Source organism: Porphyromonas somerae DSM 23386, assembly GCF_000372405.1.
Taxonomy (GTDB): Bacteria; Bacteroidota; Bacteroidia; order Bacteroidales; family Porphyromonadaceae; genus Porphyromonas_A; species Porphyromonas_A somerae.
This window is the reverse complement of the sequence record NZ_AQVC01000002.1, coordinates 1-21,918: the sequence shown is the minus strand read 5'-3', so window position 1 is coordinate 21,918 and position 21,918 is coordinate 1. Positions and strand designations below refer to the sequence as shown.

The following is a 21,918-nucleotide window of genomic DNA, read 5'->3' as shown; positions in this document are numbered from 1 at the left end:
TACTGGCGCCTCCCTTTTGTGAAAAGAGCTATTTTACTTGTGAAATGGTTTACTTCACCTCCCAGCTCGAAAGGCTATTGAGGTAGCTTTGGAGCGTTAGCTCGGGCTTCTTCTCCTGCTCCTCAACGATCTGGCGAGTCACCTCACGGTCGTAGGTGGGTGCCTCCACATTGCGGATCACACCGAGTGCTAGTGGCATTCCAGGTGTCGTGTGCATCATTGCCAGCATTGAGTGGAGTACGGGGCTCTCTGTGGTGGCATCGTGCACCAGGATATCCTTCTCCGTCACCCCATTTTCACCAATCGTCACACTCTTCAGTTGCAGACCGTCCAGCACTAGCCCCTTATTCTTTTCCTTGCCATAGATCATAGGCTCTCCATGGCGGAGCGTAATCGTCACATCGGCACGAATAGTACGGTCGGTGTACATTAAATGGGTGCCATTATTGAAAATCATACAGTTCACCAAGCTCTCCACCACACTAGTGCCTCGGTGCTTAGCCGCCTCTATCATGATCTCCTCTGAAAGACCCATGTCCACATCAATGGTACGGGCAAAGAAGGTCCCTCTTGCCCCAAAGACCAATTCTCCAGGGATAAAAGGATCCTCCACAGTGCCAAAAGGAGACGACTTCGAGACAAAGCCACGGTCGCTAGTAGGCGAATACTGCCCCTTGGTGAGCCCATAAATCTTATTATTAAAGAGCACCATATTGATATCCACATTACGCCGAATCATATGGATAAAGTGGTTGCCCCCAATCGCCATGCTATCGCCATCCCCCGAGGTAAGCCATACGCAAAGGTCGGGATTCGCCACCTTCACTCCAGTAGCCACGGCAGCTCCACGACCGTGGATGGTATGCATTCCATAAGTACCCATATAGTAGGGTAGGCGAGAAGAGCAACCGATACCACTCACCACCACTGTATTGTGTGGGGCAATGCCTATTTTTGCCATTGCCTTATGTAGCGAATTCAATACAGCGTGGTCACCACACCCTGGGCACCACTTCACCTGCCCACCACTGTGGAAGTCCTTACCTGTATATGTGAGTCCTGAGGGCTGTGGCCCTATTACTTGATTTAGTTTCATATCTTTATAGCCCTCCTTGCTTTACATTTTCACCATCCAGTATATGCAGTAGATAGTCTGCGATCTCTCGTACCTTGAGTGGCTGACCCTCCACTTTATTAAACTTATAGGGGGCTAACCCACCTATCTGACCACTGAGGTAAGCGGCAAACTGACCCAAGTTTTGCTCCACTACCACCACCTTTTCAAAGCGCTTTATCAGCTCAGCAGTGTTGCTAGGTAGTGGGTTGATGTACTTGAAGTGCGTCATTGCAATCTTCCGTCCAGCAGCACGAATCTCCTCTACTGCCGAAAGGATATGTCCATAAGTGCTTCCCCAGCCTATCACTAGTAGCTCAGCATCCTCATCACCTATGATCTCTTGCTGAGGAAGGCGATGGGCAATGCGTGCAATCTTTTCCTTACGGTACCCTACCATACGTGCGTGGTTGCGTGGGTCGGTGCTAATCACACCCGTCTCACTATCCTTCTCCAGGCCTCCTACGCGGTGGGTAAAGCCCTCCACACCAGGGATCGCCCAATAGCGGACATAGCTCTCAGGGTCACGGAAATAAGGTTTCCAAGGTTGCTCCCCCTGGTAGTTGCTCTCTACGTATGGAGGTTTGATCTCAGGATAAGTGCTCAGATCGGGAATCCGCCAAGCCGAAGCACCATTACCTAGGTAGGCATCGGTGAGGAGGATCACAGGTGTCATATGCTCAAGGGCTATCTGAGCCGCTTCAAAGGCGGTATCAAAGCAGTCGGTTGGCGTGGTCGCTGCCATTACCACCAGCGGACTCTCACCATTACGTCCATAGAGAGCCTGCATCAAGTCAGTCTGCTCACTCTTGGTAGGCAAACCAGTAGAAGGGCCACCTCGCATCACATCTATCAGTAGCAATGGTAGCTCCGTAATCACCGCATACCCTAGTGCCTCACTCTTGAGGGCTAGTCCAGGTCCCGAGGTACTAGTCACCCCAAGGGCACCGGCATACGAAGCCCCGATAGCAGTAGTGATGCCAGCAATCTCATCCTCTGCCTGCACCGTCTTCACACCGAGTGCTTTCAGCTTTGACAAGGTGTGCAGAATGTCGGTCGCAGGGGTAATGGGGTAGCTCCCGAGGAATAGCTGTTGGCCCGACTTCTCAGCAGCCGCCACCAAACCGAGGGCAGTCGCCTCATTTCCCGTAATCTCTGTATAGTGCCCAGGTCGTTGATCTCGCCCCTCGATATGATAGGTGGTGGCCGAAGCATGGGTGTTGTGCCCATAATTGTAGCCATCGGTCAGCACCTTGATATTAGCTTGTAGGATAGTTGGCTTCTTGCCAAACTTTTTCTTCAGCAGTTCCTCTGCTGGAGAGATGTCCTTATTATATAGCCAAAGCACCACGCCCAGTGCTAGCATATTTCGGCATCGATCTACCGACTTCAGATCCATATCAAATTCCTTTAGGCTCTCTCGGGTCATCTCCGTGATTGCCACGGGGATAATGGTATTATTCGTTAGCCCAAGCTCCAAGAATGGATCCTCCGACGTGTACTCCCCCTTCTTCAGCCCACTGGCATCAAAGGCGCTACTATCGTAGATAATCGTCGCATTGTTTTTAATCGCCTTTACATTCACCTTGAGGGCAGAAGGGTTCATCGCTACCAGCACATCGGAATAGTCGCCAGGGGTATAGACCCCCTCGGTGCCAATCCTTACCTGAAAGCTCGAGACCCCAGCCAAGCTCCCGTGGGGTGCCCTGATCTCCGCAGGGTAATTGGGGAAAGTAGAGATCTGATTTCCCAGAATTGCTGCAACATCCGAGAAGATAGAGCCCGATAGCTGCATCCCATCCCCCGAGTCTCCAGCAAAGCGAATCACCACATCGTTGATGGTGCTCACATTGGTTGTTTTGCTCATAGTAGAGTTGTCTTAATGATGTTAGTTACTTCACACAAAAGTCTCTAGTTGCTATTTGAGATTTAAATATAATGTGTTTTGTAAAGGCAAATCTACATTATTTATTTGATATGATGCAATAATGAACCTCATTTTCGGTAAATATACCATCACAGCGTCAAAACTACGAGGCAGAATCAGCTATCACCAACCCTCTGTAAGAGCCCCATTATGTGGGTAAAAGAAAGGGGTAAATAGACCCGCTACTGCAAGCCATTTGCCGAGATGCAACTAAGCAATTGCCGAGATGCAACTAAGCATTTGCTGAGATGCAACTAACCGATTGCTTTGTTGCATCTCGGCAGACGATAATATAGAGTGTTGGATATCAGTTGGTTATAAAAGTTCGGAAAATGGCCCATATCTAGTGGAGATTTTTAATGATGCAACCAATAAACAAGCTCTAAATTATGTGCAGAATATTAATCCAAGGCCCTAAAAAAATACCAGTGTAAAAAACAATAACTATATAACTGGAAAAATATAAGTAAATTGCACTAGTAATTTGAATCCACACTGAAATTAGACGGGATAAAGAGAATGAAAGAGAGAGTAATCTGTTTTTTAGTGCTTGCGCTTATTTCAAGCTCAACACTAATGTTTGGTCAAGATAAAATACTTGACTATTGGGATAAGAAGAAAGTATTACCTGACTCTGTAATTTGTTCTGGTCAGGCACTGGGATCGTCAATTCCTGAAAATATTGTTTTGGATTACTTGTGCAATACTAGAAATGATTACTTTAATCCGAACAGTAGATATAGGTTACGATATTATCCTGTTTGCAAAGTCGAAGCGAGTAGCTATTGGCTATTAATGTATGCAATAACAGATGGTTACTCACGAGATTACTATATAGCTTCTTACATCCCATCTGAAAATCGAATAGCATACAAGATCCATGTATACAGCACAGTTTGCTGTGATCTGCCTACAATCTTTTACAAGCTAAAAGGGGATTCGATTGAAGTCTATCGTAAGATCCCTAAGATAGAAGATTATCCGGGAGAAGATATTATACAGGAAATCTATAGATTGGATAGTTCATTGAGTTTAATTTCAAGAAATCCTCCAGAATATGACTTTATTCAGATTCAACCTGAAGATATTATACCTGTCTTCCGGGTGAATAGAGCAACCAATGAAACGACAATTACATATAATATCGAAGGGATAAGTAGTGAAGGAGCAGAGGCTAAAGTAACTTATGTAAACGGGAAAATATCAAAGAGCATTATATCCATTTACGGGGAGACAGGACAGGCAACAATAATATATGAGTTTGGAGCTGAAAAGATAAAGGTGTTGGAGACTAAATACTTCTATAAGAGTAGGAATGAGGAGGTGGAGTCGGATAGTGATTTGTCGTTGGATTACAAGATAAGTTACTTCATCAATTATAATGGAGAAATTGTAGGAGTAGAGAAGCCGGAGCATATTGACATATTTCAAGAATTTCAAAGAGTAGTTCCTTTTGAATGGTAGAGAAATAGAATAGCAAATGAAAAGTAGTTATATGAGTATGGTGCTCGTCTTATTGACGGCTTTGTTGTGTTTGAGTTGCAGTCCTCAATTATATTTACAAAAGAGGACTAGTAGATTGGTTGATAAACTTCTTTTGAGTAACGATTCTATCTATGTCTATTCGATAGCATTTAATAATTACAACTTGCTCTGGTTTCATCATGGGAATTCAATACAAGCATATATGATTAAGCCCTATCATGCCAAAAAGTATCCATCAATACCAGCTGAAAAGTTTACTCTCCACTCTGATAGTGTAGATTATTTCGATAGATCACTTGATAAAGATGTTGAATGTTTTTGGCATATGCTTGATGGGGAAGGTATAAAATTATACCTTAAAGAAGGAGTTGTCTTGTATAGCAGTGTGGATACACAATGTCTGTTCAATAAAAAGTATATAAGAGGAAGCTTTCCCTATCAGCTTCAATATGATCTCTTTAAGCTAGGGCGAGCCCCAAAGGGATATAACTTTGAGGAAGTGTACTTAAAATAGAGAGTTTGCTTGAGGCTAAAGAAGATATATGGAAAAGCAAAATAAAGCCTTCAATAGGCTTCCTTCAATCCTTTCTTTTGTTGCAACTTTTCTCTTAATGATTCGGGTGTTTAACTTTTGGCTTGGTACAAAAGAGGATTTGTTGATGGCGATGAGAGAGCCCTCCTTTATAGTCATGAGAATTGCGATGACATTTTTACTCGGGTTGATTGTATGCTTTTTGTTGGAGTTTATCCTATTGCGTTTATCATCTTTATGTGGGTTTAGAAGCTTAAGAGCTGTTAGTGCTGTAACTAAGATTCTAGTTGTACTCACAGAAGCATTGGTAGTAAGCCTACTTTCATTGTAACTGCTGGCTATCAAGGAAAATTATCGTACCTTTGAGTACCCTTATGTCTCCAATATATAGACCTAAATAATTGCGTATGAGGCTATTTATGTTAATATTATCACTTGTCGTTTGCTCCAATATTTGGGGGCAATCAGTAAGCTTGCCCATAGCCCCCTTGGATATTAACTTGAAGCATATTAATCAAACAGACTCTTTGGGTAATAAAGATGGGTATTGGTGTGAAGTTTCTGATGATATTGTTACACTATGTCTCTATGCTGGTGGAGTTAAAAACGGCTTTGCTCAAGTATACAGAAAGGTGGGACAAGATAAATATTATCTTGAAGCTTCAGGATATTACAATAATGATAGGCAGGCGAATCAATGGCTATTTTTTTATGCTAATGGTATGGTGGCTACTTCCCAAACCGAGATCTCCAGGAATACTCACTTTTTGAAAGAGGCACGAGCTGCTGGATTCTATGATCCAGAGGCTACATGGCAGTGCTATATTCTGAATTATGATACCGATGGCCAACCGACTTCCGAAGGATGGTGGATATATGGAGATGATGTAGAAGCTGAAGGAGAGGAGGTGGGCTTGTGGAAATACTACACGCCTCAAGGGGTTAAAATTGTAGATAAGTCTTTGGCGTTTTGAAATGACCGATGTTGGCACAACATTGTCTTAGTGGGTGTAAGAGCCTTTTCACCACCTCCATCACTCCGTGTGGGGGTGCACTACCCCTGCATCGTGTTGTGTTATCTTTCAGAGGTTCGCTATTTTTTCATTACCTTTGCACCTGATGGAGTAGGGGGCATCAGCTCCTCCTGCTTCCCTTTTTTTGTTTTTACCAAAAGTAATAGAGAGATAGGAGGTCTCTAGTGAGATGATGAAGCGTGATGCGAGGTATATATTTGTGACAGGTGGTGTGGTCTCTTCGCTTGGGAAGGGTATTGTGGCGGCTTCGCTTGGGAAGCTCTTGCAGAGCCGTGGTTATAGTGTAACGATCCAGAAGTTCGACCCCTATATCAATGTGGACCCTGGCACGCTCAACCCCTACGAGCATGGTGAGTGCTATGTGGCTGAGGATGGTCATGAGGCTGACCTTGACCTTGGGCATTACGAGCGCTTCCTAGATATTCGTACTTCTCGAGACAATAATGTCACTTCGGGTAGAATCTATCAGAATGTGATTCAGCGGGAGCGTCGGGGTGACTTTCTAGGGAAGACGGTGCAGGTGGTCCCTCATATCACCGATGAGATTAAGCGTAATGTGAAGCGACTCGGTCTGACCGGGAAGTATGACTTTGTGATCACTGAGATAGGTGGTACGGTGGGAGATATCGAGAGCTTGCCTTTCCTGGAGAGTGTGCGACAACTGAAGTGGGAGCTGGAGGATAAGTGTATGGTGGTGCACCTCACCTATGTGCCCTATATCAAGGCGGCGGGCGAGGTGAAGACCAAACCAACTCAGCACTCGGTAAAACAGCTACAGGAGGAGGGTATTCAGCCCGATATGCTGGTGCTCCGGACGGAGATGAAGCTGGATGAGGGCATTCTGAATAAGGTGGCGCTCTTCTGTAATGTGCCTAAGCGTGCGGTGGTACAGAGCTACGATGTGCCTTCGATCTACGAAGTGCCTCTGGTGATGCAGGAGCAGGGCGCTGATGAGGTATTGCTTCGGAAGTTTGGCATGGAAGTGGGGCCTAAGCCTGAGATGAAGGAGTGGCGTGCCTTTATTGACCTGATGAATAAAGCGAAGGAGCACATTAATATTGCTCTAGTAGGTAAGTATGTGGAGCTACAGGATGCCTATAAATCAATCGATGAATCGCTTCAGCAATCGGCGATCTACAATGGTCGGAAGCTGAACCTAGTGCATGTGCAGTCGGAAACGCTGACGGAGGAAACTGTGGCGGAGCAGCTCTCTAAGGTGGATGGGGTGATCATTGCCCCTGGCTTTGGAGCGAGAGGTACGGAGGGCAAGCTGGTGGCGATCCGCTATTGTAGAGAGCATAATATGCCTACCTTTGGCATCTGCCTAGGAATGCAAATGATGGTGGTGGAGGGGGCTCGGAATGTGCTGGGATTGGAGGATGCCAATTCGGCGGAGATGGAGCCCAATACTGCCCACCCTGTGATTGACCTAATGGATGAGCAGAAGTCTGTGGTGAACCTTGGGGGTACAATGCGTCTGGGGGCGTATGAGTGCCATCTGAAGAAGGGGAGCAAGGTGGCAGAGGCGTATGGTAAGCAGGAGATCAGTGAGCGCCATAGACACCGCTATGAATTCAATAATAAGTATGAGGAGCCATTTGAGCAGGCAGGCTATGTGCTATCGGGAAAGAATAGTGACACTGGGCTGGTGGAAGTGGTGGAGCGTCCCGACCTGGATTGGTTTATCGGGGTGCAATTTCACCCTGAGTACTCTAGTACGCTACTCAATCCGCACCCCCTATTTATGTCGTTTATGCGTGCAGCGATCAAGCATGCAGAGAATAGAAGTAAATAAGTTTTATTGATGGATAAAAATACGATTGCAGCGATTGTGCTGATGGGATTGGTCTTGGTGGTTTTCTCTTATTTGGGTCGGCCATCAAAGGCGGAGATAGAGGCACAGCGCAAATACAATGACTCCATTGCTGCCGTGCATCAGGCAGAGATGGAGGCGGCAGAGGCTCTTATTGCCAAGCCTGTGGAGAGTGATGAGCTAGAGGTGGCGGGGCTTACGGAAGAGGAGAAGGATTCTCTCTTACTCGCCAAGGCGAAGATGAACTACGGTGAGCTAGCTACTGCTACTTCTGGTGAGGAGCAGACTTTTGTGCTGGAGAATGATAGTGTCGCCTACCATTTTAGCACCAAGGGCGGTTTTTTGGTGGGTAGTGAGCTGAAAACCTACACCGATTTTCAGAAGCAGCCAATTCGGTTGATTCGTCCCGAGGAGGCGTCGTTTGGTTTTAGTTTTATTACCCGTACCAATCGGGTGGTGAGCACGAAGGATCTCTATTTTGAGCCTGAGCAGATTGGACCGAACCGATTGCGCATGACGCTCCATAGTGAGGGCGGGGCAACGCTGAGCTTTATCTATACCCTGGAGCCTAACTATCTCCTTGATGTGCAGATTGAGAGTAACGGTTTTGACCAAGTGGTGGCTCCGAATGCCCCTTACCTTGATGCGATGATGAAGATGCCTATTTACCAAAATGAAAAGGCAGCAAAGACGGAGCAGCGGTACTCTGGTATCTCGTACGAGACGGCATCGGGCAGTGTGGAGAAGCTGAGCACCTCTAAGAGTGTGGAGGAAAATATCAGTGGACGTGCTAAGTGGGTCGCCTTTAGAGATATGTTTTTCTCTACGATCTTCTACAGTCCGAATGGTCTGGAGTCGGTGGAGCTCATTAGCGATGTAAAGGATGCGAAGGGAGGCAGTGGTATCCTAAAGCAGATGGAGGCGAAGTATGTGATCCCAGTGGGAAATGAGGGTATTTCGATGAAGATCTATGTGGGACCTAATGACTACAACCTGCTGAAGGGGCTAGATGAGACGTTGGGTGGTGAGACGCACCTCTCTAAGGTGGTGGAGATGGGTGGATGGTTTAGATTCATCAATATCTGGATTATTCAGCCGGTCTTTAACTTCCTAGAGAAATTTATCAGTAGCTATGGTCTTATCATCTTGTTACTCACTATCTTTATTAAGCTATTGGTGTTGCCTTTTACCTACAAGAGCTACCAATCGCAAGCCAAGATGAGGGTGCTACGTCCGCAGGTGGATGCGATCAATGAGAAGTACCCTGGTGAGGAGAATATGATGAAGCGACAGCAGGAGACGATGGCACTCTACCGAAAGGTGGGGGTGAGCAGTATGGGCGGTTGCTTGCCGATGCTTCTACAGATGCCTATTTTGATGGCGATGTACCAGTACTTCCCTACGAGTATCAACTTGAGGGGGCAGAGCTTCCTTTGGGCTAATGACCTCTCGACGTACGATGATGTGCTGAGCTGGGGCTTTAATGTGCCTTTGATTGGGGACCACTTGAGCTTATTCTGCTTGATCATGACGGTGGTGCAGATATTCTATATGAATATGACGCAGCGTGCTTCGGGTCAGAGTATGCCAGGAATGAAGTTGATGCCGTGGATTATGGGTATTATGCTCTTTTTCTTCCTCAATGAAAATGCGGCGGCACTTAGTTACTACCTGCTACTATCGATGCTGATTTCAATACTGCAGACGCAGATATTTAAGTGGACTACTAATGATGAGAAGCTACTAGCTGAGCTAGAGGCTAATAAGAAGAAGCCTAAGAAGAAGTCCAAGTGGATGGCTCGCCTAGAGGAGATGCAGAAGCAACAGGAGCAGATGCTCCGTGAGCAACAAAAGAAGAAATGATTGTCATTAAATAGAGTACGCCTCGGAATCGCTTACCGATTCCGAGGCGTACTCTATTTATTAGCTGACTTAGAAGCGCTGGTCTAGTTCCTTGTGGGTGAGGATGGAGATGATGGTTTTTCCTTCGGGAGTGACGAGGTGCTCGGGCAGCTCCATAAGTTGTGTGAGTAGCTCTTGAGCCTCTTCGGGAGTAAACTTGGAGGGGCTTTGCTCTACCCTAAAGTGAATGAGCTGTCGGAGTAGTGCCTCGAGGATGTTTTCCTCTTGTCCTTTACTGCCACCGCTACACTCTGTGAGTAACTGTATGAGTAGTAGCTCTTCACTTCCAGCCGAGATACCATCGGGGATCGCGTTGATAGTAAAGGCATTTTGCCCCATATCGGAGATGTCAAAGCCAATGCGTGCGAGAAGCTCTTGATGTTTTTTGAGGAGGTCGGTCTCCTTGGCGCTTAGTTCTATCAATGATGGGAATAGCAGTCGCTGTGACGTAGCTCCGCCGGCTTTGTAGCCTCTCTTGACCTGCTCATAATATATCTTGTAGCGCACCCGTGAGAGGTCGGCAATGGCTAAGCCCATAGGGTGACTAAATAGCGCATACTTGCCATAGATCATTGGTCTAGGCACCTCAATGGAGGTGGTACTCTCCTCGGTAGGTGCCGTGATCAGCGGGTTTTGATGGGGTGCTTGTGACTTGGTGTGCAATCGTTGGGACTCAAACTCTTCATAAAACTTATCCCAATCCGATAGATCGGGCATCTTGAAGTCGCTTTCTAGGAGCTGTATATTTTGTGCCGTATCGCCTCTGCTATTCATCTTGCTCGACACCTCTACCTCTGGTGAGATGGTAGGAGGCTCGGGGAAGAAGTCGCTATCATTCCGTTGTTTTGCTACAGGAATGTCCAGAGGATTATGTGTGTCGAAGTCTAGTGAAGGTACTGCTGCGCCCATCATTAGTACTTCTCGGATGGAGGAGTAGAGGATGGAGGCGATATCTGTCTCTGCCTCAAACTTGATCTCTGTCTTGGTCGGGGAAATATTGACATCAATGGAGGCGGGATCTACCGTGAGGAAAATGAAGTACTCGGGGCTCTCTCCCTCGGGCATTAGGCCTCCATACGCATTGAGCACCATCCGATGGAAGTAGGGGTGCTTCATGTATCGCTCATTGACAAAGAAGTATTGCTGTGCCCCTCTTTTACGCCCTGCAGTATTCTTTGTGACAAAACCTCTGATTTGTACGAGTGGCGTCTCCATGTCAATGGTGAGCAAATTATCCTGTAGCCTTTTGCCAAAGATATCAATGATCCGTTGCTTTGGAGAAGTAGGGTCGAGGCGTAAGGTAATCGTCTCATTGTGCCTAAGAGTAAAGGCAATGCGCGGCCTCACTGCTGCGATATTCTGTACCTCATTGATGATGTGTCGGAACTCCGTTTCGTCAGTTTTAAGAAACTTTCGGCGGGCTGGTACATTAAAGAATAGGTGCTTTATGGCAAAGTTGGCACCTACAGAGCAGACTACCGGCTCGCTACTCACCACTTTAGAGCCCTCTAGCTCTATCCGTATCCCTTGCTCAGAGTCTTCGGTGCGGGTTTGTAGTACCACATGCGATACCGCTGCAATTGAGGGAAGAGCTTCACCTCTAAAGCCCATCGTGGTGAGGGCAAAGAGGTCGTCGGCTTTGCGTATTTTGCTCGTGGCATGTCGCTCAAAGGCCATTCGTGCATCTATCGGTGCCATCCCTTTGCCATTATCTATGACTTGGATAAGCGTCCGCCCAGCCTCTTTGATCTCAATTTGTATCTCAGTGGCACCAGCGTCAACCGCATTCTCCACTAGCTCTTTGATGACTGAGGCTGGGCGCTGAATCACCTCGCCAGCAGCGATTTGATTGGCGATATTATCGGGTAAAAGTTTGATGAGACTATCCATTGATGCCTAGTAAGCTACCTATTTGTTGAAATCCTTGTAAAATGTATCGCATCAATCCTGAGTCGGAATTGCGGAGTAATGACAAGAGTAATACCGCTCCTAAAATCAGGAGTATGATGGGTGTGCGATTGGCCTCGGCAAAGGACTTCTTACGCACCCCCTCCTTGCCGTACTTTTGGAGTACCTCCGACTGCCGGCGAAAGGAGCCTTTGAGTTCCTCTTTAATATCCTCGGCATTCACTTCGTCGGTGAGGCCGAGCTCTCTCCGTATGCGACGACGTCGCTTTTCATCCTCCTCTTTCTTGGGGTCGTAGTAGCGGTAGACGTACCTGAATTTACTTGGCTTCGGTTGTTTGTAAAAGTTCCCTATACCCATATATCTCTATATCCTATTCATGTTTTGGTAATAGACAAAGATAACAATTCCTTGGGAGATTATTTCTTGGCGGTCGTACTATTTGTAATTGTGGAGAAAAGTGTTATCTTTACACTCGCAATTGCAAAATGCTTTAATATTAATGATTTTAGAGTATCAACTATGTATTGGACACTTGAACTAGCCTCTAAGCTCGACGATGCCCCATGGCCGGCGACTAAAGATGAATTGATCGACTACGCACAGCGTACGTGTGCTCCTATGGAGGTGATTGAAAATCTTCAAGAGATAGAGGATGATGAGATGATTTACGATAATATTGAGGAGATTTGGCCTGACTATCCAAGTAAAGAGGATTTCTTTTTCAATGAAGAGGAGTACTAATCTCACCCCTCTATTTTAATAATGATACAATACCCTTCTCCAAGAGAGGAAATCTTTGGGGAAGGGTATTCTATGGCTATCCACTGGGTTCTTCAAATGTGATATATTACACGTAACTAGGCGCCTATATCCCGTAGTTAGTTATTTTTTAGAATAAAATAGTGGAGATGTCGGATATTTAAGTATATTTGGAGCAAATCTTAGATAGTCAAATAATATTTATATTGCCATGGATTCATTTAAGTATGTCATACCTTTTCTGCCCGTATTGGATGCATTGGATCTTTCATCTCAAGAAATGGTGATGGAGACCAAAGCATTGCGTCTGCCCATTATGACAGCCAATTGGCCTGATGAATATCCTTATAAGCCAGTGACAATAGCAGATATTGCCTATTCGACCAAGGGTATATATTGTCGTTTTTGGAGCAAAGGGATAGGTCTTAAGGCTAGCTACGCTGAGGATGGCAATAGAGTGCACGAGGATAGCTGTGTAGAGATATTCTTACAGCTGCCGGGCGAAAAGCGGTATTACAACTTTGAATTCAATTGTATCGGTACTTGCGATGCGGCTCATAGAGCTAGTCGGTACGTCAGCTCCTCTCTTTCAAGTGCAGAGTATAGCTCTATCAAGCGAGTAACGAGTGAGCGAATGGGCTTAATATTTGACCGTCCACAGGGAGTCCATACTTTTTGGGTTTCGGTATTTATCCCATTCGAGATTCTGGGATTGGATATTAATAGAGAGCCATTTCCCAATCATCTTTTGGCTAATCTCTACAAGTGTGGCGATAAGACAGCAGCTCCACACTTCGTCTCTTGGATGCCTGTAAAGGCTGATAAACCGGATTTCCACCGTCCAGAGTACTTCTATCCACTCTACTTTGGTGAACGATAATTAAATCTAGATATATATTTCCAGACAAGTTAGGCGAGGCTTATGCTTCGCCTTTTTTGTTGAGACTGTTTCACGAAAGCAACGAAGCTGATCGCCTTAGTGCAAAGTCTCAGCACATTCGACCAAAAGTTCGAGATAGCCCCTTCATACATCATTCCCAATGTGTCTACTCTTTCAGGAATAGAGGAGACATAGTGTCTACCCTTTCAGGAATGCGATAATATACCGACCTCATATTCCGCATAGGGTGCGGAATGCATTCCGTATGCGTGCGGAACGTATTCCGTAGCCCTGCGGAATCCATTCCGCACGCATACGGAATATGAGGTTGATACAAGAAGAGTTTGTTGACGAAACGAAGGACACCATTTAGAGTTAGTACTTCGGTAGAGATCCTTACTCAAAATGACAACGTACGTGGAACGCTCTCTAGTTTTGTGATTTATGTTCCATTATATGTTGCCTTAAGATTTTCTATAAGCACCATCTGTAGGTTAAATGTATTAATATTATGTATAAAGTTAAATAAAACAGACTTTTGCCGACCTATTTGTTGCCAAAAGTTGATTTTTACTGCCTTTTTCTTGGCTATGTTATTAATAATTATAATATTTGCATCATAAAATAAATGCAACGATATTAATTTGGATACTAATACCAGAGTAATACTAACAATATTCATATTAACTGATAGATAGATGTTGAAAAAGATGAAAGCATTCAAATGGACACTATTGGCTGCAACGCTCTCTTTGGGCTTAGTGCAATGTACCAATCTTCCTACTCAAGTTACAAAGGAGATTGAGAAGGAGGTCGAGAAGAAGATCGACGAGAAGAAAGTTGAGGATGAGACTCCTAATAATCCTGGAGAGAATCCTGATAACCCCAACAACCCTAACCTCCTTACGGGTGATGCTATAATCAACACACTACGAACTTATGCCGTTCCAAATGGTATGTTTGCAGGTGATGATACCCAAGGCAAAAAAGTGGTGGAGACAAAGTCTCTGCCCGGTGATGGCAAAATCTACAATAATAATGGAGTGCTTACCGACCCTAATATCGGTAATGAGCCTGGTAGTGGGTACGAAGGTGATAAACTGCTAGATGGCGTAAAGCTATATCGTAATAAGAAGCGCTACGAAAAAGCCACCTATAGTGAGCCATTGGTGCTAGCTCAGTACCTGGAGAGTGTCTACCCAGGTATGGTACTAAAGAGTGACCAGATCACCAATGGTGCTTTTGCTACCGTGGCACAATATGCAGTGAATCCTATAACGATATCTGGTAACTGGCTTGCTACTCAAGGGACTGATGCTACATCTCTCAAGTCAAAGGTGATCGACGTGCCTTCTACCTCTACTTATAGAGACGCGTTGATTGATGTGTTCCAGGGTTTCCCAGAGGAGTCAGCTGTAAAGACTACTCTTGATATTCAGGAGGTTGATATCAGCCACGAAGGGGGTATCTCTGCAAAGTATAATCAGAAGACCTTGATGGATCTAGGGTTCGAACTTGATGCTAATGTTTCAAAGTATAAGAGCCATCTCTTAGTGCGCTTTGTGCAAAATCTATTTACCGTGTCTATGGATTTACCACAGTATGGTCTCCTGCACAATATTAATACTGAGGGGCTTAATGGTTATAAGCCAGTCTATGTGAGTGATATCCACTACGGACGTATTTGCTATGCACTCTTCTCTAGCGATGCTCTTGCAGTAGACCTACGTGCTAGTGTTGAGGCAATGCAAAAGATGATCTTTGGTATGAGCCAAGGAGGTGGTGGTAGCTTCAACTATAGCCATGTTATGGACAATTCACAGGTGCAATATGTGGTAATTGGTGGTAGCCAGCAAGATCATACAGCATTGATGACATCTGGTACAGGACTTAAGAACATCCTTGCACAGCCTATCAATATCCGTAATGCAGCTCCTATTGCTATTAATCTTAGATTCGTTGATGATAATTCTCGTGCTCGTGTGATGAAGGCTACTGAGATGCCACTACAAGAGGCGATCTTTATTCCAAATAAGCAAAATACACTTGAGTTCGGAGCACAGCTTACTGGTATCAAAGCTACTTACGCCAAGTTCAAGAAGGCCAATGTGGCTGGAGAGGTGACCATCAAGATTCCTACAGCTGTAGGTCATAAAACTATTACGTTGCTCAACAACACCAAGAAAAATCCTCTTATCATTGAGACGGGTGATAGCTTTAGAGATGTACGCAATAGTACCAATAAGGAAAGTGCCCGTATCCTACTTTCTAGCTTTGCCAATAAAGATAAGGCGGGTTATTACGATCAACCTGTCGAGATCCATGTGAAGCTCAACTTTGCCGGTATGAATGGTCTGATTGATGGCAAGGAGCTTATAGAGCTCAATATCAAGAAGCCTCTGCGCGACTTTATCTTCGACTGTCAGGATGGGGTGCTTCAGGTTGAGACCAAGGGACTTGGTGCTGGCATTAATTATAGCGTAGCCCTTGATATTAGGCTAGATCCTGTAGTTACTGGTAATTATCAGTAATCCAACCTATAGATGAGCACAATCTTTTTTCCAACAATTATAACTGGAAAAGTATGAAAAAGAATAATATATTAGCATTGATGCTAACAGGTGCCCTTATAGCTTCGTCCGTTGGCTGTACTCAAAATATTATTGTAACTCCAGAAGAGAAGAAGGAGGAGGTCAATAAAGAGGAGCCAAAGGATGGTGAAGGGCAAAATAAGCCAGGTGATAACCCCGGTAACACCCCCGGGGAAAATGGTGATAATAATGACAATACACCTGGTGTGGAACCTGAAATTCCTGTCAATCCAATACCTGTACCAGCTGGGCTTAAGGGCCTAAGAGCTGCTCCTGGAGTTGAAGAGATTAAGGGCGGTCAGCGCACCTACTTCAATTATAACAGTGGAAGTGATATGAATCTATTCCACGATTATGCAGTAGGAGTGCCACCTATAACATTTGATAATAATGGTGCAGCATTCCGCCAAATGCTATTACAGTCCGATAGAAATGGGGTGACCATCTCAAGAACGCGCAATGCCAATCGAGATGACTTCCTCTACTCTGAGCAGTTCGTATTTGATCGTAAGAGCGATCAAATCTTCTTAGGCAATGTGTTGCAAGGCCGTTCAGTATCCGATGGTAGTTTTGTCCCTCTAGCAGGGGTCATTACTCAGCCTATTACAATCTCTACAGCCCTTGTCTCTACAGGTAATCCTATTCACTCACAGATTATTATGCCAAAGCTTAGTCAGTACCGCGATGTGGTAAATGGCTGGATGAGTAATGATTTTAAGCCTTCTGCAGCACGTACTAGCACTGAGATTAGAGATATCAAGATCTCAGAAGAGAGTGGTACCAATAGTGGTTTTAATATTGATGGGCTATCTGAATATCTGCAGAGTATTGGCTTTAAGCTAGAAATTGCACGTATTAAGAGGCGTACCAATATATTGGTGAAGTTTATTCAATCGGCTTATAGCGTTGCTATGGACCGACCCAATGGTTGTCTCGTGATGGATTACGACTTACAAGCCTATTTGAAAGATCGTAGTCGTCCGCTCTACATCAGTAATATCGAGTATGGAAGAGCCTACTATATTATGATTTCTAGCAACTACTCTAGCGATGAGGTCAAAGCTGCTTTTAATCTAAGTGGTAAGGGAGCTACTGAAGGATCTATGTGGAGGGCCTTCTCCGAGAGTTATTACAAGAAGATCCGTGACGAAGCCATTGTCAATGCCTCTATGGTAGGCGGTACTAGTTTTGATCATGGTGTGCTGATAGCACAAGGGTGGGAAGCCTTTAAGCAATCACTAGCCAATCAATTTCCACTTACTGCTGCTGAGCCAATTGCTATAGGGCTCAACTTCGTGGACAACAATGCTCCTGCTCAGGTGCACTATACTGGCACAGCCAATACCAAGGAGAGCATATTCATTCCTAAGTGTAAGGAATTACGTGTGAAGATGAATGCTTCAGGTATCCGTGCTACAGCAGGGTTTAAGGGTATTGGTAAAGTTCGTGTCTATGGAAAGGGATACATCTCTGTTCCAGGAAGGGGACGCCAGCAGTTCTTGAATATTCCTCAGAGTTCCTATCTCAATCTTGAGAAGGGAATGGATGAATTTGTAGTGCCTAGTGGCCGCCTTGATTTCACTAAAGCTATAGAGATAAGAATCCCTATGTTTGGAAGTCGTCTCTCTATGGAGCGAAAACTTAATCAAGAGGTAACAATTGATCTCGAGCTCAATCACTCAGGTGCCTATGGTTCTGGTCATGAGGGTTTAGGAAAGCTACAAGTCAAGATGACTCTTGCAGAGTTCCTATTCTACTGTCAGGATGGAGGTTTTACCATTTCCACTCGTGAAAATAGACTTATTGACTTCCAAGGAGAAATTAGAATACAGCTAGAGCCTTTTACGGTTATAAGCTAATATGGAAGAGAGTGTTGCATACGTGTCCCGCGTGCAACACTCTCAACTTATAATTACCCAAACTACTGACAAAAAAGAGGGATCTCGACGAGATCCCTCTTTTTTGTCAGTAGTTTTTAGAATCTTAGCATCTTGAGGGCAGTGACAGCTGCCTCTACCCCCTTATTGCCTAGTTTGCCACCAGCACGATCGAGCGCTTGCTGCTTATCGTTGGTAGTTAGCACACCATTGATAATAGGTACGTAGGTAGAGCCCGATAGTTGCTTGGTATGGGTATTAAGATTGCCCAGGTTCACCATCACACTCTCCGAAATATAGTCGAAGTGAGGGGTTTCTCCTCTGATGATACTCCCGAGTACAATGATCGCATCACAATTGCCAAATTGGAGCGTCTTGGCGGTGGCATAAAGTAGCTCAAAACTACCAGGTACGTAGCGTACCACGATATCATCCTCTCGCACACCAAATTCACGGAGGGTCTTCACTGCTCCATCTCTTAGGGCAAAGGTGATGTCACTATTCCACTCAGAGACAATGATGGTGACTTTCTTCTTCTCTCCCGAAGGTACTTGGCTCGGGTCGTAATGGCTTAGATCTGTTGTCGACATAGATTACTTGATTTATTGATCGGTGTTTACTTATTATCTAATGACCAAAGATAAGACTTTCTGCTCGTCAATGCAAATTCAATGCAAATGTTTTCACTTGAAGTGCTTATTCAGAAAGGCTCGTAACGGCTTTGGAAATGCATACAGATGATGCTCGCTAATTGCTATTTGCTCTAGTGGTGCAGGGAGTGATGAGGGGAGCTCCCCTTGCCATTGATAGGTATGTACCTTGATATGTAGGAGCCGATGTGTGAGCCGATGGGCTGGCAAATCTATCGTTTCTACCAGTTCCCATTCTCTTTCATATTGCTTATGAAGTTGCTTTTCCGTGAGAAACTCTTTCTTCTGTTCGTGCATGGGGAATTGGTAGAGACCCTTCCAAATCGTTTTCTTGTCTCGTCGCTCCACCCACATTTTATCGCCATCAAGGAGTAGAAAGTAGTCGATGTATCTGTTTTCTACTGCTGTCTTCTTTGCCTTGATAGGGAGTAGTTGCAGTAGCTCTGGCTTCTCTTTGCTGTGACAAAGTTTGGCTACAGGGCATTGGGCGCAATCAGGGTTGTAGGGTGTGCAGATAGTAGCCCCTAGGTCCATCATAGCTTGATTGTACTTCCCAGCTCTTTCAGGGTCAAGAAACTCTTGTGCAAGGGCACGGTAATACTTTTGTCCCGGGGTGGTATCAATTGGAGTTTCACACGCCTCTACACGAGAAAGGACGCGGTATACATTGCCATCCACCACTGCCAAAGTGGCATTATAGGCGATACTCATGATCGCTGCTGTAGTGTAGGGACCAACCCCCTTAAGTGAGGCCACCTCTCGCTCCTCTCTTGGAAACTCGCCACCAAATGCATCTATTATCTGGCGGGCGGCAGTGAGCATATTCAGGGCTCTAGAGTAGTAGCCCAATCCTTGCCACAAGAGTAGCACCTCCTCCTCCTTCGCCTTGGCTAGGGATCGCACATCGGGGTAGGCGGTGATAAATCGGTGGTAGTAGTCCCACCCTTGTGCCACTTGCGTCTGTTGTAAAATAATCTCCGACACCCATATCTTGTAGGGGTCGTCTATGCCACGCCAGGGGAGGATACGCCCATGGGCATCAAACCACTCAAGTAGCTTTAATCGGAAGAGAGACAGCTCTCCCTGTGATCGTTGGGAGTGCTGTCTCTCTTCAATATTCTTATGAACTTCTTTTGAAGCCACTATTGATTACATAGAGTAAAGGTCACTGATGGACTCATGCTCTACCACACGACGAATCGCCTCGGCAAACATGGGAGCCACTGACAGGCAATTGATCTTCTCTCCACCCTTGGTGTAAGGGATCGAATTGGTGAAAATCATCTCCTTCAGTGCACTCTCCTCTATTCGGGAGGTGGCAGGATCGCTCATCACTGGGTGGCTAGCAAGTGCCCTTACAGAGCGAGCACCATTCTCCATCATCAGGTTAGCAGCCTTAGTCATCGTGCCAGCAGTATCTACGATATCGTCTACTAGTAGCACGTCCTTACCCTCTACGTCACCAATAATGCGCATCTCAGCTACCACATTGGCACGCAGACGGAGTTTATGACAGATCACGAGAGGTACCCCGAGTGTCTTGGCATAGGTATTGGCACGCTTAGTACCTCCTACGTCAGGAGTCGCAATCACCAGATTTTCGTGAGAAATCTCATCCTTCTCAATCAACTCTTTTACATAGTCAACGAAGATGTTGGAGGCATAAAGGTGGTCCACTGGCACATCAAAGAAACCTTGGATCTGGTCGGCATGTAGGTCCATCGTAATCAGTCGAGAGATACCAGCCGTCTGGAGCAGGTCGGCGATTAGCTTGGCACCGATAGATACTCTAGGCTTATCCTTACGGTCTTGGCGTGCCCAACCGAAGTAGGGGATAACCGCAGTTATATAATGTGCACTTGCCCTCTTGGCAGCATCAATCATCAGGAGAAGCTCCATCAGATTGTCCGTGGTGGGTTGTGTAGACTGTACAAGGAAAATATCCTTTCCGCGGATTGACTCCTCATAGTAGACCGCAAATTCGCCATCGGCGAAACGATCTACACGCATTTTCCCTAGTTCGCAGTCTAAGCTCTTGCAAATCTCCTCGGTAAGGTATAGGCTCTTAGTTCCCGAGAAAACGGCAAATTCATTTGGTCTCATTGCTTGTTGTAAGTTGTGTTGTTATGTAGTTTTGTTTCTTTGTTTTCTAGTTTTATGGCTTAGTGATTTTTTGTTGCCATTTCCATGCACTCTTTAGTGCCTCTTGGAGCGTGCTCTGTGCCCTCCAGCCAAGTACCTCATTCGCCTTAGTTGGGTCGGCCCACACCTGCTCTATGTCCCCTTCTCGTCTTGCCCCTATCTTATGTGGCACCTTTACACTGGTTGCCTCTTCAAAGGTATGGATCAGTTCCAATACACTGGCTCCACGCCCCGTACCGATGTTGAATACCTCCAGAGGTTCAGTGGCTTTAGCCTCAAGTAGCCTATCAATTGCCACCACGTGTGCCTTTGCAAGGTCCACCACATGGATATAATCGCGAATGCAAGAGCCATCGGGTGTGTTGTAGTTGTCCCCAAATACCGTCAGCTCCTTCCGAATGCCAGCTGCCGTCTGCGTTAGATAAGGAATGAGGTTTTGTGGGACTCCAAGGGGAAGCTCCCCGATCTCTGCCGATGGGTGTGCCCCGATCGGATTGAAGTAGCGTAGCAAGATGGCTCTAAAGTCTACTCCAGAGTGGATGGTATCACGAATGATCTCCTCATTGATCTGCTTTGAATTGCCATAAGGCGAAGTGGCGGGTAGGATAGGTGCCTCCTCAGTTACTGGCAACTCTTTAGGCTGACCATAGACCGTACAAGAGGAAGAGAAGACGATGCCTTTGGTGCCAAACTCCTTCATCAGCTCCAGCTGCACGATGAGCGAAAGGATATTATTGCGATAGTAAAGGAGGGGCTTCTCTACCGATTCGCCCACCGCTTTACTGGCAGCAAAGTGAATCACCCCATCTGGGCGGTGACGATCATATATCTCTCGCATCGCTACTTGGTCGTTGCAGTCTACTTGGTAAAATGTTGGCTCCACACCCGAAATCGCTTTGATACCATTCAGTACCTCACGATTGGAGTTGGAGAGGTTGTCTACAATGATTACCTCATGCCCCACGGCCTGAAGCTCCACCGTAGTATGGCTACCTATGTAGCCCATTCCGCCAGTTACTAATATCCTTTTTGGGTTCATGCTCTATCTATCTCTGTTACTATTGACCTGCTGGTCTAAACTTTTTACAAATTTAGAGAAATAAAATGAGGTAGGCTAATCAACCGCCCACAAGCGTAGGGGGTACGCATCAGAATAGTCTTGTAAGTGGTAGTTATCGGGGTATCTATGAATAAGGAGATTGTTACTCTGAGTTCATAATTAACATTCACGGATAAATCCATAACACAAATAAGGGGGCTGATGGTCTTCGTACAACTGCCTAAAAAAGCAACAGCTAAGTGG

At 45.5% G+C, this 21,918-nt stretch carries 18 protein-coding genes; 10 read left to right on the top strand and 8 right to left on the bottom strand.

The window, feature by feature from the left end; genetic code table 11:
- Positions 1-49 precede the first annotated feature (49 nt).
- A complete protein-coding gene (locus tag A3GK_RS0100490) occupies positions 50-1,096 on the bottom strand; it encodes a 2-oxoacid:ferredoxin oxidoreductase subunit beta (protein ID WP_018027566.1) in 1,047 nt (348 codons plus the stop codon).
- A 4-nt stretch (positions 1,097-1,100) separates the two neighbouring features.
- A complete protein-coding gene (locus A3GK_RS0100485; protein ID WP_018027565.1) occupies positions 1,101-2,981 on the bottom strand; it encodes a 2-oxoacid:acceptor oxidoreductase subunit alpha in 1,881 nt (626 codons plus the stop codon).
- Positions 2,982-3,560: 579 nt separating this feature from the next.
- Between A3GK_RS0100485 and A3GK_RS0100480 the strand changes: the two genes are divergently transcribed.
- From A3GK_RS0100480 to yidC, 6 genes are all read left to right on the top strand, one after another.
- Positions 3,561-4,505: a hypothetical protein gene (locus A3GK_RS0100480; RefSeq protein ID WP_026161607.1), complete on the top strand. Its 945-nt coding sequence runs from the start codon at positions 3,561-3,563 to the stop codon at positions 4,503-4,505.
- Between the two features lie 223 nt (positions 4,506-4,728).
- Positions 4,729-5,040: a hypothetical protein gene (locus tag A3GK_RS11490; protein ID WP_162138125.1), complete on the top strand. Its 312-nt coding sequence runs from the start codon at positions 4,729-4,731 to the stop codon at positions 5,038-5,040.
- 28 nt (positions 5,041-5,068) lie between these two features.
- Entirely contained in the window at positions 5,069-5,389 is a 321-nt protein-coding gene (locus tag A3GK_RS0100470; RefSeq protein ID WP_018027562.1) for a hypothetical protein, read from the top strand.
- Positions 5,390-5,690: 301 nt separating this feature from the next.
- Positions 5,691-6,032, top strand: a complete 342-nt coding sequence (locus A3GK_RS11665) for a hypothetical protein (RefSeq protein WP_244860705.1) — start codon at positions 5,691-5,693, stop codon at positions 6,030-6,032.
- A 229-nt stretch (positions 6,033-6,261) separates the two neighbouring features.
- Positions 6,262-7,887, top strand: a complete 1,626-nt coding sequence (locus A3GK_RS0100455; protein WP_018027559.1) for a CTP synthase — start codon at positions 6,262-6,264, stop codon at positions 7,885-7,887.
- A 9-nt stretch (positions 7,888-7,896) separates the two neighbouring features.
- Complete coding sequence (gene yidC, locus A3GK_RS0100450; RefSeq protein ID WP_018027558.1) at positions 7,897-9,768, top strand: membrane protein insertase YidC; 1,872 nt, start codon at positions 7,897-7,899, stop codon at positions 9,766-9,768.
- Positions 9,769-9,837: 69 nt separating this feature from the next.
- Here yidC and mutL read toward each other — a convergent pair whose 3' ends face one another.
- Together mutL and A3GK_RS0100440 are read right to left on the bottom strand one after the other, a co-directional pair.
- Positions 9,838-11,697, bottom strand: coding sequence for a DNA mismatch repair endonuclease MutL (mutL, locus tag A3GK_RS0100445; protein ID WP_018027557.1), 1,860 nt, complete (start codon positions 11,695-11,697; stop codon positions 9,838-9,840).
- Positions 11,690-12,073 (bottom strand): hypothetical protein, encoded by a 384-nt coding sequence (locus A3GK_RS0100440; RefSeq protein ID WP_018027556.1) that lies wholly within the window; start codon positions 12,071-12,073, stop codon positions 11,690-11,692. The genes mutL and A3GK_RS0100440 overlap by 8 nt, the downstream gene beginning before the upstream one ends.
- A 162-nt stretch (positions 12,074-12,235) precedes the next feature.
- On the opposite strand from A3GK_RS0100440, the gene A3GK_RS0100435 reads away from it, so the two are divergent.
- The 4 genes from A3GK_RS0100435 (at position 12,236) to A3GK_RS0100415 (ending at position 17,805) form a co-directional block, all read left to right on the top strand.
- The gene (locus A3GK_RS0100435) at positions 12,236-12,457 is read left to right on the top strand and encodes a DUF2795 domain-containing protein (RefSeq protein ID WP_018027555.1); all 222 of its coding nucleotides are present in this window, start codon (positions 12,236-12,238) and stop codon (positions 12,455-12,457) included.
- 229 nt (positions 12,458-12,686) lie between these two features.
- Positions 12,687-13,355, top strand: a complete 669-nt coding sequence (locus tag A3GK_RS0100430) for a carbohydrate-binding family 9-like protein (protein WP_026161606.1) — start codon at positions 12,687-12,689, stop codon at positions 13,353-13,355.
- Positions 13,356-14,065: 710 nt separating this feature from the next.
- The gene (locus A3GK_RS0100420; protein WP_162138124.1) at positions 14,066-15,886 is read left to right on the top strand and encodes a thiol-activated cytolysin family protein; all 1,821 of its coding nucleotides are present in this window, start codon (positions 14,066-14,068) and stop codon (positions 15,884-15,886) included.
- 53 nt (positions 15,887-15,939) lie between these two features.
- Positions 15,940-17,805, top strand: coding sequence for a thiol-activated cytolysin family protein (locus tag A3GK_RS0100415; protein ID WP_018027551.1), 1,866 nt, complete (start codon positions 15,940-15,942; stop codon positions 17,803-17,805).
- A gap of 116 nt (positions 17,806-17,921) precedes the next feature.
- Here A3GK_RS0100415 and ribH read toward each other — a convergent pair whose 3' ends face one another.
- The 4 genes from ribH to galE all read right to left on the bottom strand — a co-directional run bounded on the left by ribH (position 17,922) and on the right by galE (position 21,654).
- Positions 17,922-18,413, bottom strand: coding sequence for a 6,7-dimethyl-8-ribityllumazine synthase (gene ribH, locus A3GK_RS0100410; RefSeq protein WP_018027550.1), 492 nt, complete (start codon positions 18,411-18,413; stop codon positions 17,922-17,924).
- A 93-nt stretch (positions 18,414-18,506) separates the two neighbouring features.
- A complete protein-coding gene (gene mutY, locus A3GK_RS0100405) occupies positions 18,507-19,616 on the bottom strand; it encodes an A/G-specific adenine glycosylase (RefSeq protein WP_018027549.1) in 1,110 nt (369 codons plus the stop codon).
- Between the two features lie 6 nt (positions 19,617-19,622).
- On the bottom strand, positions 19,623-20,576 hold the full coding sequence (locus A3GK_RS0100400; RefSeq protein ID WP_018027548.1) for a ribose-phosphate pyrophosphokinase: 954 nt from the start codon (positions 20,574-20,576) through the stop codon (positions 19,623-19,625).
- Between the two features lie 52 nt (positions 20,577-20,628).
- On the bottom strand, positions 20,629-21,654 hold the full coding sequence (gene galE / locus A3GK_RS0100395) for a UDP-glucose 4-epimerase GalE (protein ID WP_026161605.1): 1,026 nt from the start codon (positions 21,652-21,654) through the stop codon (positions 20,629-20,631).
- Positions 21,655-21,918: the final 264 nt, after the last annotated feature.

Excerpts from the sequence above, each read along its gene's own strand:
- A3GK_RS0100490 (WP_018027566.1), bottom strand. The coding sequence starts at position 1,096 with ATGAAACTAAATCAAGTAATAGGGCCACAGCCCTCAGGACTCACATAT.
- A3GK_RS0100485 (WP_018027565.1), bottom strand. The coding sequence starts at position 2,981 with ATGAGCAAAACAACCAATGTGAGCACCATCAACGATGTGGTGATTCGC.
- A3GK_RS0100480 (WP_026161607.1), top strand. The coding sequence starts at position 3,561 with ATGAAAGAGAGAGTAATCTGTTTTTTAGTGCTTGCGCTTATTTCAAGC.
- A3GK_RS11490 (WP_162138125.1), top strand. The coding sequence starts at position 4,729 with ATGATTAAGCCCTATCATGCCAAAAAGTATCCATCAATACCAGCTGAA.
- A3GK_RS0100470 (WP_018027562.1), top strand. The coding sequence starts at position 5,069 with ATGGAAAAGCAAAATAAAGCCTTCAATAGGCTTCCTTCAATCCTTTCT.
- A3GK_RS0100455 (WP_018027559.1), top strand. The coding sequence starts at position 6,262 with ATGATGAAGCGTGATGCGAGGTATATATTTGTGACAGGTGGTGTGGTC.
- yidC (WP_018027558.1), top strand. The coding sequence starts at position 7,897 with ATGGATAAAAATACGATTGCAGCGATTGTGCTGATGGGATTGGTCTTG.
- mutL (WP_018027557.1), bottom strand. The coding sequence starts at position 11,697 with ATGGATAGTCTCATCAAACTTTTACCCGATAATATCGCCAATCAAATC.
- A3GK_RS0100440 (WP_018027556.1), bottom strand. The coding sequence starts at position 12,073 with ATGGGTATAGGGAACTTTTACAAACAACCGAAGCCAAGTAAATTCAGG.
- A3GK_RS0100435 (WP_018027555.1), top strand. The coding sequence starts at position 12,236 with ATGTATTGGACACTTGAACTAGCCTCTAAGCTCGACGATGCCCCATGG.
- A3GK_RS0100430 (WP_026161606.1), top strand. The coding sequence starts at position 12,687 with ATGGATTCATTTAAGTATGTCATACCTTTTCTGCCCGTATTGGATGCA.
- A3GK_RS0100420 (WP_162138124.1), top strand. The coding sequence starts at position 14,066 with ATGAAAGCATTCAAATGGACACTATTGGCTGCAACGCTCTCTTTGGGC.
- A3GK_RS0100415 (WP_018027551.1), top strand. The coding sequence starts at position 15,940 with ATGAAAAAGAATAATATATTAGCATTGATGCTAACAGGTGCCCTTATA.
- ribH (WP_018027550.1), bottom strand. The coding sequence starts at position 18,413 with ATGTCGACAACAGATCTAAGCCATTACGACCCGAGCCAAGTACCTTCG.
- A3GK_RS0100400 (WP_018027548.1), bottom strand. The coding sequence starts at position 20,576 with ATGAGACCAAATGAATTTGCCGTTTTCTCGGGAACTAAGAGCCTATAC.
- galE (WP_026161605.1), bottom strand. The coding sequence starts at position 21,654 with ATGAACCCAAAAAGGATATTAGTAACTGGCGGAATGGGCTACATAGGT.